This window comes from Maribacter sp. (assembly GCF_016744255.1).
GTDB lineage: Bacteria > Bacteroidota > Bacteroidia > Flavobacteriales > Flavobacteriaceae > Maribacter_B.
In genome coordinates, this window is record NZ_JADGES010000121.1 from 1 (window position 1) to 9,694 (window position 9,694).

Below are 9,694 nucleotides of genomic sequence, written 5' to 3' on the forward strand. Positions count from 1 at the left end.
TATTAATTTTAAAAGGTCTAGTGATAAATCCAAAATTTTCTTTTTAACAAAGATTAAACTATAATACTAATTCTCACACAAGTTTTGTGCTTGATCCAAGAATTCTACGTTTCTCACGCCTCTGAACTGTGCTCTAAAACTATTTGAGAGATTGAGTTTTAATCAATCTACCGTAGAAATCCATTGTTCTCTAGTTCCCCATTCCATATTTGGCTTTGAAGATGTTTCGATTTGTAACTCGCCTCCACTTATAATTTCTTCATGAGTAAGCCAATTTCGGTTTATTTTTTTTCCGTTGTAGACTACTGATTTTACATAAAAATTATCTTTATGATAATTTTTTATATTGATATTTAAGGTCTTATTGTTTGGAAAATTAATTGAGATTGAATTAAATATAGGTGCTGTAAGATAGTAAATTGGCAAACCTACATTTGCTGGCGAAAAGCCCAAACTTCTCATCACAAACCATGAAGACATAGTACCAGAATCATCATCCATAGTACGCAAATACGCCTTAGGTTTATTATTGTAAATTCTACCTATAAATGGATCAACACCTTTACTGTTATTATTAAAATAATTTTGAACTACAGTATCTAGCATTATATTACGATACAACTTTTGAGATTTCCATGGCTGTGTAGATGCATTGTACATTCCTGGCACTTGTAAATCTGGTTGGTTAGCATGGTTATAACTATAGCTATTAAAAAACTCATCTAACTGATTTACAAAAGCATCATCTCCTCCTATTAATTTTTTTAATCCTTCTACATCAAAAGGAACAAACCAACGATATTGTAAAATTGTACCTTGATATAAGCCTCTTGCTTGCATTATATCTACGTCATTTTTTAAGAGGTCTAAAAAGTCTTTATTCCAATACTTTTTATAATCCAAAGATTTTCTTTTATACTTTTTACTTAAAGCAATATCCCCAGTGGCTTTCATTAATTGGCTCATTGCCCAATTATCATAAGAAGATTCTAAAGCCTCATCTGGGGATCTATAATCTAATCTGTCGGCTTCTGCTATCAAAGAATCTTTTATGGCTTTTAAATCGATTTTATATCCTTTTTTATATGCATCTAACAATACTACCGAGGCATGCTCGGTTCGCACAGTTGGCGAAGGTTCGTGTTGAGTTCCCCAATCATTTTTACCGTATAGATATAGGTTGGCAATAGATCTTGATATATCTGCGAATTTATTTGAATAAAATAAAGATAACATTGGTAATTGCTCTCGATAATTATCCCAAATTGCCCAACCATTATATATTTTATGATTTGCCTTTTGAATAGATCCGTCAATTGCAGCATAAGTACCATCATTTTCAGAAATTAAATACGGTGCTTGCAATCCTCTATATAAAAGAGAATAAAAAAGAGAAATTCTATCTTCTTCACCAGTAACCTTTATAGTATTAAAAAGTTTTAGCCACTCTTCTTCTGTTTTTTTTTCCAATTCTGAAATAGATATCGATTCTATTTTCTCTATGGCATATTTAGTACTTACAGATGAAAAACCTAACCGGACATCCATAGGATCCGTTAATTTTTCCCTCTCTGCCAGAAAAATATGATTGCCAATCTTTTTTAAAGATTTCATATTCTCTATTTCTAAGGCATAATAAATTCGGTAAACACCTTTACTACACGTAGTTTTAGTATCAATCCACCCAGTAATAACATTTTGGTCCACATTATTTTCTTCAGCCACAAATCTATCTGCTAACGCAAAAGACAAATCTATTTTCAGCCCGCTCTTTTTTTGCGGAAAATTATAGCTTTGAATTCCAAAATTATGTTTCACACTCATTTTAGCACTAATTCCGTTCTCAAATAATACAGAATAGAAACCAGGCCTAGCCTCTTCTTTTGCTTTTAAAAGAATTGTTTTTTTAACATCGTTTATAAAAGGAGAAATTAAAATATTTCCTCCACTTCCTATGCAACCAACACCTTCTATTCTAGTTGTTGTAAAGCCTAAAAACTCTTTTGCATAATATTCATAACCTGTATGAATATGTGGATTTGTTTGCGGCCCCATACTCATCATATTAAATGGGGATGAAGCTGACGGAGACATTTGTCCATGGTCTCCTGAAGTACCTAAAAACACATTAACAAATTCTACTGTTTTTTTGTCTAAAAATTCAGCTTGCTCAGCTTGAGCTATACCTCCCCGAAAAGAAAGTAAAAAACTAAAAAATATAATAAATTTATGCTTTTTCATAAATGATTTATGGATCTAATGGATCTAATGGGTTTTGATGTAATGACTCTATTCTTGGTTGATATTCTAATGTTGTAGAATTAATTCTTCCTAAAATTAATGAAGGAACATAGCCTAATTCTATTTTACAACGCTCAATAAAAACATCATCTCCCACATATTTACTATGCCCATTATTTGTTACAACAAGTCCCAATTTATTTAAAGGAATATTACTATTAATAATTAGTCTAGATGCATTACGAAGGTTTGTGGTTGTATGCCTAGCATAAGGATCTATAAGTATTCTATTTTCTGGAATATGATACCGGCTTATTAACTCTTTTTTCATCTCTATTGCTTCTGCAAAAGGAGCTCGAAAAGGATGCGCATGACCGCCAGAGACAATAATTAAAGGCGCTTTTTTTTGTTTATATTCAATAACCCCTAATTGCAAGTTTAATTTGCCAAGTGCTGTTAAAGTATCTTTATTATTCTCTGGACCATTTCCTAAGATTAAAATAGAAGAATATGGAAAATCATTAAAATTTATTTTAGATATAGCGGTAATAGTTTGTTGATTTTCCCCTGCATCTAGTGGCTCGTACCTTACAGACTCGTCCCTATGATTCATGTATAAGAGAGCTAATGTAAAATCTAAAGAAGGTTGATAAAATAAATTTGTTGGCGCCTCCTTTTTATTTAATAACATATCACTCCACATTAATAGAGTTACTTTATAATACTTATCATTTACATTATAAGAAACAGAATCAATTTTAGGGTAACGCCCTTTTTCTCCTAAACCATAAACAGACATGGATTGATTTATTCCTTTTGCACAAAGCTCCCAAGCGGCACTAATATAATCTGGGTTCTCTAAAGATTTAAAATTTTCATACTTTCCTGAAGGACGTAAATTTTCTGTTATTAATAGCTCTAGAATAGTATTATATTTTACCTCTTTACGCAGTATTGAAGAAATATTTTTTACCTCTTCGTTTGAAAATCTGTAAGCATCTATTAGTGTTTTAATTTCAATTTTATCATTCTTTAAAACAGCAGCTATGCTTTCTTTTTTCTTTTTAAAAATTGCCTTTAAACGGGTGTTTTTTTCTAAAGACGAAACTAATTCTGGGTTATTTTGAATCGCGGAAAACAAATAAAAATTCTGGTCTTGAACCTTAGAATCGGATACTGATTCTTTAAAAATTGGATTAAAACCTGATGTATTTTGAGCGGAAATACTATGTATAACCGCTACAAAAAATAAAAGAATATAACTTTTTTTCATTCTAAAAAAATTAAAAAGGAAACTCTTTCGAGTTTCCTTTTTTTTATTAATAACCATTATTTTGAGTGACCGTTCCTTCTAGAACTCCATCTATATATCTTTGTGGAATAGGCCAATATTCATTTTTACCTGTAATAAATTCTGCGTTTGTAAGGTGACTCCTTTTTGTTTTTTCAATTCGTAAGTAATCATCTATAACAGCCTTTGCGTTACCCCAACGAACTAAATTAAAAAAACGATGCCCTTCCATTGCTAACTCTAATCTAGTTTCTAAATAAACTGCCGCTTTTGCAATTTCAGGGTTTGTCCATGTTTCATCATAAGTTGCAATGCTGTATTTAGCAGCATCAGCAGTACCTTCTAAACTTTTTACCTTTTCCGAATTAATAACACGCTGACGAATCTGGTTAACTAAAGCTCTAGCATTTTCTAAATTCCCTAACTCCATTTCTGCTTCTGCTTTCCATAAAATAACTTCAGCATATCTAATAATATAGTAGTTAAGTGCATTTACATAAGGCCATGTTTTTACATAGAAAGAAGAATTTGCCGAAACTATACGCTTTTTAGGACCATAAGAGCCATAAGTTGCTAGGTCTCTAGCCCAGTTTTCTTGATACAAAATTCCTAAATCTTTATATGGAATATTTGGTCTACCAACAGTAATATCTAGCCTTGGATCAACAAAGTCATCTGCAACAATATCTATATTACCTTTTATAGGCAAACCTAAACTTGATGTTTTAAATGCATTAATTAAATTCTGTGAAGGCCTATGAAAACCATATTGAGAATAAAATGGTCCTCCCGGAGCGGTTAATCGATCCCCAATACTACCATTATAATTCCTTGGCTGTCCATCGCTTACAGAATGTTGAACTGCAAATATTACTTCCATATTGTTATCATTTTCGGGAAGAAATAATTGATTAAAATCATCCATCAAACCATAGTTACTCGTCATAACCTCATTTGTAGCCTCTATTACTTTTTCCCATTTATTCTGAAATAAATAGCATTTTGCTAAATAAGCTTTGGCTGCACTTTTTGTTGGTCTCCCTAATTCTTCCTGATTTTCAGGAAGTTCATCATATGCTTTTTGAAAATTTTCTTCAATTTTAGCCCATAACTCATTGGAAGTAAATTCTGTATTAGATCTAGCGTAATCTGAAACTGTCTCTGCTGTTTCATCTATATATGGAATTCTATTATATATTTTTTTTAATTCGAAATAATAATGCCCTCTTAAAAAAAATAACTCCGCTAATCTTTGTCTTTTTAATGCTACATCAAAACCTTCAGAAGTATTCAACAATCGTATCGCTTCATTAGATCTTTTAACTCCCTCATAAAGAGCAGACCATTTACGCTCCACATCAATGATTGTAGGATTAGTAGCGTAAATTTCCATTTGGTGAATATTGTTCTGATCACCAGTACCGCCGCCACCTTTATAGCAATCATCAGATACTACATCGCCAAAACTCCAGTTAGAATCTGGCGAGTTATAAGCATTACTAGCGCCATCAAACTGACCATTTAAAACACTATAGGCAGAGATAATAGCTCTTTCTATATTCTGAGGCTTAACAATTTCTGAAGGTGCTACTTCTCCATATGTAGTTTCTTCTAAATATTCATCTGAACAAGAAAAGAATGGAATAGCTATACCAATTAAAAATGTGTATTTAATTTTAAATATAAGTTTCATAATATATTTTTTAAAATTTTAGATTAAGACCTAACGTAAATGTGCGTGATGGAGGGTAAATTCCACGATCTACTCCTATATCTAAATTCCTATTGTCTGATGAGTAGTTTTGCAACCCAACCTGAGGGTTCATTCCGCTATAGTCCGTAATTGTAAAGACATTTGTAGACTGTGCATATATTCTAAGCTTTTTGTCTTTCATGAATGATTGATTGAAAGTATAGCCTAGTTGTAGCATGTTTAACTTAATATAAGAACCATCTTCTACATAAAAGGAGGATGGTCTAATATTATTGTTAGGGTCATCTAAAGACAATCTAGGAATAGAGGAATCCGAATTTTCTGACGTCCATGCATTTAACAAATCCTCATTTTTATTATAAGCCGATTGATTAAAAAAATGCGTTTTATACTTTGTTAAATTGTATAAATCATTTCCAAAACTAGCATTAAAGAACATCCCTAAATCTATATTCTTATAATCAAAATTTAGATTTAAACCTAACAATACATCCGGGTGTGGCGATCCAATAAATGTGCGATCCTTATCATCTAAAACACCATTATTATCCACGTCTACAAACCTAATATCACCTGGGCTAGCATTAGGTTGTAATGCATAATCCGTAACTTCTTGCGAACTTTGAAATAAACCATCGGTTTTATATCCATAAAAAGACCCTATTGGCTGGCCAACAGCACTTCTTGAAACCTCTTGATCAAAATTTACGGAATGTAGAGATGAGCTAGGTATGCCTAAAAAAGGAACATTGTTTAATTCTGTAAGTTCATTTTTATAAGTTGTAAAATTAAGCCCTACAGCGTACCCGAGATTATTAATTTTATCTTTGTAATTAAGGTTTAATTCAAAACCTGTATTCTCCATTCTGCCATCATTAATCCATTGTCCGTCATTGGTACCCCCATAAGTAAGTGGTATAATGTTATAAATTAAAATATCATCTGTTTTTTTGGTATAATACTCGGCAGATAACTCTAATCTATCTTCCCAAAACCCTAAATCTAAACCTATAGTTGTACCTGTCGTAGTTTCCCATTTTAAATAAGGGTTTGGCACACGAGTCTGAGTAAGACCTGTATTAACAACGTTTTGGCCTCCGCCTATCGCATAATCAGAATATGCATTATTATTAGTATAACTATCTACTGTAGAATAAGAAGGTAATTGCTGATTACCTGTTTGTCCCCAACTACCACGTATTAAGAATGAAGAGAATGTATCTCCTAAATCAAAAAAACTTTCTCTATCTACACGCCAACCTATTGAAAAAGCAGGAAATGTACCATAGTTATTATTTGCTAATCTTGAGGTGCCATCTCTTCTTACTGTGCCTGTAAATAAATATTTTTCGTCATAATTATACCTAACTTGACCAAAATAGGAGCTTAAAGCCCATTCATTTGCTCCTCCATTATTCAACTGGTTTTCTGTACCATTGCTTAAATATCTAAAATTTAAATCTTCATATAAAAAATTCTGTCTTGAAGCTCCAAAACCTTCGTAATAATACTTAATAGCTTCTTGACCTAAAAGAACATTAAGATTGTGTAGCCCTAATTTCTTTGAATAATTTAATGTGTTTGTCCAAATCAACTGATAGTTAAAGCTATTTCTTGTGCTCAAAGAATTGGTGTTATTTTGCGCTAAAATCTCATCATAAATAGGAGAAAAGCTACGAGAATTATTACTCTGATAATCAATTCCTAAAGAAGTTTTTGCTCTAAAATCACCTAACTTAATATCTGCAAATAAATTACCAATCGCTTGAATACTTTTACCTACATTGTCTTTATTCCTATATAAACTACCTAAGGGATTTGCCAAATCATTAATCGGGTTTCCTGCAAAATTTCCGTTAATATCTCTAACAGGAACTATTGAAGGAAATTGAAGAGCATTATAAACAACACTCCCTAATGAAGAGTTTGTACCTACCGAAACTCGTTCTTTATATGATGCTGTAAAGTTTTCTCCAATTGTTAAAAAATCTAGTACATTATAGCTTGAATTTAAACGAACGGAATAACGCTCATATCCCGTATCCTTAATAATTCCTTCTTGATTATAATACCCTAAACCAAAAGATTGTTGTGCTTTTGCATCGCCTTTAGACATTGTTAAATTATAAGATTGTACGGTAGCAACCTGCATAATTTCATTAATCCAATCAACATCTCCGCTGCGGATTGTTTGATCTGCATTTAAAAAGTCTGGTAAGGTTGGGTTATTAGGATTGTTACCATAAATATCACTACTGGATACTTTTCCATCATTTTTTGTTGCCTGCCAAAGTAAATCTCCATATTGGTGGGCATTTAAAGTATTTGGAAGGTTAAAGGATGTTTGCAAACCATTATAAATATCTAATGTAGTTTCAAAACTACCTTTAACACTTCCCTTTTTAGTAGTTATGACCACTACACCATTTGCTGCACGAGAACCATAAATAGAAGATGATGCTGCATCTTTTAAAACTTGTATCGTTTCAATATCAGCTGGGTTAAGACCATCCAGACCGTTAGAAACTGGCACACCATCAACAACCACTAGTGGATCATTATTATTAATTGTACTAAATCCTCTTACCCTAATCGAGGTTCCTCCTCCTGGACTATTATCACTCATAATTTGAACCCCTGGAAGACGACCTTCTAACATTTCAGAAACATTTGCTACTGGCTTCGTGTTAATTTCTACAGGTGAAATAGAAGCTACGGATGCTGTTACGTTTTTTCTACTTTCTGTGCTATAACCAACAACAACAACCTCTGTCAAAAGAGATGCATCTGGCTCTAATTGTACCTGTAGTTCTTTTTGGCTATCTATTGTAATTTCTTGTGTTTTATAACCAATATATGATATAACAATAACTGAATTTGAGCTATTTACTGTAATAGAAAAATTTCCATCAAAATCTGTAGTTACACCGTTTGATGTTCCTTTTTCTAAAATACTAGCTCCTGGTAAAGGCTGACTATCTTCATCTATTATTTTACCAATCAAAGATTGTTGCTCAATACTAATAATTTTCTCGCTCAGTAGTGTTTTAGTGTTTTTTCGTTTTACCAAATACACTAAACGATCTTTAAAATTAAAAGTCACATCTGTGTCTTTAAAAATACGATCTAAAACAGATTCTATTTTTTCGTTTTTTACTTTTAAGGTGATTAATCTTTTAAAATTTACATCACTTACTTTATATACAAAACGAAACTCCGTGGCACTTTCTACCTCATCTATAAATTCACTTATAGAAACGTTTTTAAGTTCTAAAGATACCTTTGTACGTTGCGCATAAGATTGATTTGCTTGCAATGTGAATAATGTAATTAAAAAAAATAAGGTGGTTAGTTTCATTTTTAAATCGAATTTCCCTTTGCAATAGGGACTTATTCTTGTTTTAGTAAGAAGTTTTTTCATACTTTTATAGTGTTAATATGTGGTTATACTTAATTTAATCACTGCTTTATAATCGGGAAATGCTCGTAACATTTTCCGGTTATTTTTAGTTTTTATTCGTTAAATTCTTCTGTGATTATTTTTTATTTTATTCTTTTAGCATTCCTTTTTTTAACTCATTGGCCTTAACATTTTATTTTAATTGTTAATAATTATTATTTTTTCCGAAATGGTATACCCAATACCATAATTTTCTTTCAAACTTTCTAAAATCACCCCAATAGATTCATTACCAAAATTTGCATTTAATAGAGTTTTAGAAAGATTGGTATTATTATTTAAAATCTCTATATTATAATGTCTCTCTAGCTTTTTTAGAATATTTTCAAAAGTCATATTCCTAAAAACAAGCTCTCCATTTATCCAAGAAGTATATACATCTGTTCGTACCGTTTTAGTTGTAATCGCATTACTTTTTTTACTAAATTTCGCTTTATAACCAGGTTTTAAAATTGTTTTTTCTTCTAATTTTTGAGTCTCCTCATATAAAGCAACAGAGCCTTCGACTAAAACAATTTCTGAAACAGCATCTTCTGGATAAGCCTGAACATTAAATTCCGTCCCTAATACTTTTACATTTAGTTTATCTGCATTTACAATGAATGGATGAACACTATCTTTGGCTACTTTAAAATAAGCTTCTCCTGTGATAAAAATTTGTCTTTCCATTCCATTCAAAAATTTAACAGGATATTTCATAGAAGTTCCTGCATTTAAATGTGCCGTAGTACCATCTGACAATTCTATTTGGAATCTTTTACCATAAGGTACTGTAAGCGTATTATAGGCGATTTTTTTTATAGATTTTCCTTTTTCATACACCAGACGTTTACCAATCTGAACGCCTAGTAAACTTCCTTTGTTATTTAAAAAAGAGTTTGTGCCCGAATTCTCATTAATAATCTCTATTGATCCGTCTTCTAACTCTAAGGTTATTGCGTTTATAGGTCGTACTGTTTTTGTGTTTGAAGAATATTGCATGTAAAAA

Annotated in this window: 5 protein-coding genes; all 5 read right to left on the reverse strand. The window is 31.5% G+C overall.

The window, feature by feature from the left end; genetic code table 11:
• Positions 1 to 162: 162 nt before the first annotated feature.
• Positions 163 to 2,241 (reverse strand): glycoside hydrolase domain-containing protein, encoded by a 2,079-nt coding sequence (locus QZZ51_RS14995; RefSeq protein WP_291871121.1) that lies wholly within the window; start codon positions 2,239 to 2,241, stop codon positions 163 to 165.
• 7 nt (positions 2,242 to 2,248) lie between these two features.
• The gene (locus QZZ51_RS15000; RefSeq protein WP_291871123.1) at positions 2,249 to 3,514 is read right to left on the reverse strand and encodes a YdcF family protein; all 1,266 of its coding nucleotides are present in this window, start codon (positions 3,512 to 3,514) and stop codon (positions 2,249 to 2,251) included.
• 46 nt (positions 3,515 to 3,560) lie between these two features.
• Positions 3,561 to 5,225 (reverse strand): RagB/SusD family nutrient uptake outer membrane protein, encoded by a 1,665-nt coding sequence (locus tag QZZ51_RS15005; RefSeq protein WP_291871125.1) that lies wholly within the window; start codon positions 5,223 to 5,225, stop codon positions 3,561 to 3,563.
• A gap of 10 nt (positions 5,226 to 5,235) precedes the next feature.
• A complete protein-coding gene (locus QZZ51_RS15010) occupies positions 5,236 to 8,667 on the reverse strand; it encodes a TonB-dependent receptor (RefSeq protein WP_291871127.1) in 3,432 nt (1,143 codons plus the stop codon).
• Between the two features lie 177 nt (positions 8,668 to 8,844).
• The coding region (locus tag QZZ51_RS15015; protein WP_291871130.1) for a FecR family protein at positions 8,845 to 9,694 on the reverse strand (850 nt) is incomplete at its 5' end.